We start from the raw sequence: 372 nt of genomic DNA on the forward strand, positions 1-372 counted from the left end.
GCCACGTCTCCGCAAGGCCCGCAAATCCGCCTTCTTCTTTCCCTTCCGTCACCATGTTGAACATCACCCGGAAGAGCGGATTCCGGCTGTGCTGCCGATCCGGATTCAGCTTGCGCACCAGCCGCTCGAACGGGTAGTCCTGCATATAATACGCCTCGTCCACTTTCCTGTGCACGGTCTTCATAAGGTCCTCCCAGGCCCCTTCCCCGTCGACCTCGGCCCGGATCGCCACCGTGTTCACGAAGAAGCCTGCCGCCCGGCTCAGCTCCTGACTGTAATGCCGGCCGGCGAACACCGTCCCGACGACCACATCGTCCTGGCGGCTGCATTTGTGCAGCAGCACGTAATAAGCCGACAGCAGCGCCGAGAACA

Annotated in this window: 1 protein-coding gene; it reads right to left on the bottom strand. The window is 61.8% G+C overall.

What is annotated here, in order from left to right; all coding sequences use genetic code 11:
• On the bottom strand, positions 1-372 hold a 372-nt coding region (locus tag L691_RS30100; RefSeq protein WP_036738176.1), incomplete at both ends, for a condensation domain-containing protein.

Source organism: Paenibacillus zanthoxyli JH29 (assembly GCF_000520715.1).
GTDB lineage: Bacteria > Bacillota > Bacilli > Paenibacillales > Paenibacillaceae > Paenibacillus_AQ > Paenibacillus_AQ zanthoxyli.